At 61.3% G+C, this 442-nt stretch carries 1 protein-coding gene; it reads left to right on the forward strand.

Annotated elements, in window-relative coordinates; all coding sequences use genetic code 11:
- The first annotated feature begins 122 nt into the window (after positions 1-122).
- Positions 123-404 carry a DUF427 domain-containing protein gene (locus DBV10_RS22620; RefSeq protein WP_124515778.1) on the forward strand — a complete coding sequence of 94 codons (282 nt, stop codon included), beginning with the start codon at positions 123-125 and terminating at the stop codon, positions 402-404.
- Positions 405-442: the final 38 nt, after the last annotated feature.

Here is a 442-nt window from a genome sequence, read left to right on the forward strand (position 1 = left end):
CCCGGCCTCCGCCCTCAACCCAAGCACTCGGTCAACCAAGCCCCACCCACCCCCCAAACCAATCGAGTAAGGTATCTCCTCCCCCCGCAAACAAGCACCCGAAGAAAAGGAAAAGAACCCCCATGAAAGCAACCTGGAACGGCGTCGTCATCGCCGAGAGCGACGACACCGTGGTGGTCGAAGGCAACCACTACTTCCCCGAAAGCGCCCTCAAGCGCGAGTTCTTCACCTTCAGCAACCACAAGACCATGTGCGCCTGGAAAGGCCAGGCCAGCTACCTGTCGCTGCTGATCAACGGCGAAATGCACCCCGAGGCCGCCTGGTTCTACGCCGACCCCAAGCCCGAGGCCGAAGAGATCCGGGGCCGCGTGGCGTTCTGGAAAAACGTCAAGGTATCAGCCTGAACCACCGCCTGCGAGTTATCCCTGCTGGCGCTGGACAA

It is taken from the genome of Acidovorax sp. FJL06 (assembly GCF_003852545.1).
In the GTDB taxonomy this organism is placed as follows: domain Bacteria; phylum Pseudomonadota; class Gammaproteobacteria; order Burkholderiales; family Burkholderiaceae_C; genus Acidovorax.

Excerpts from the sequence above, each read along its gene's own strand:
- DBV10_RS22620 (WP_124515778.1), top strand. The coding sequence starts at position 123 with ATGAAAGCAACCTGGAACGGCGTCGTCATCGCCGAGAGCGACGACACC.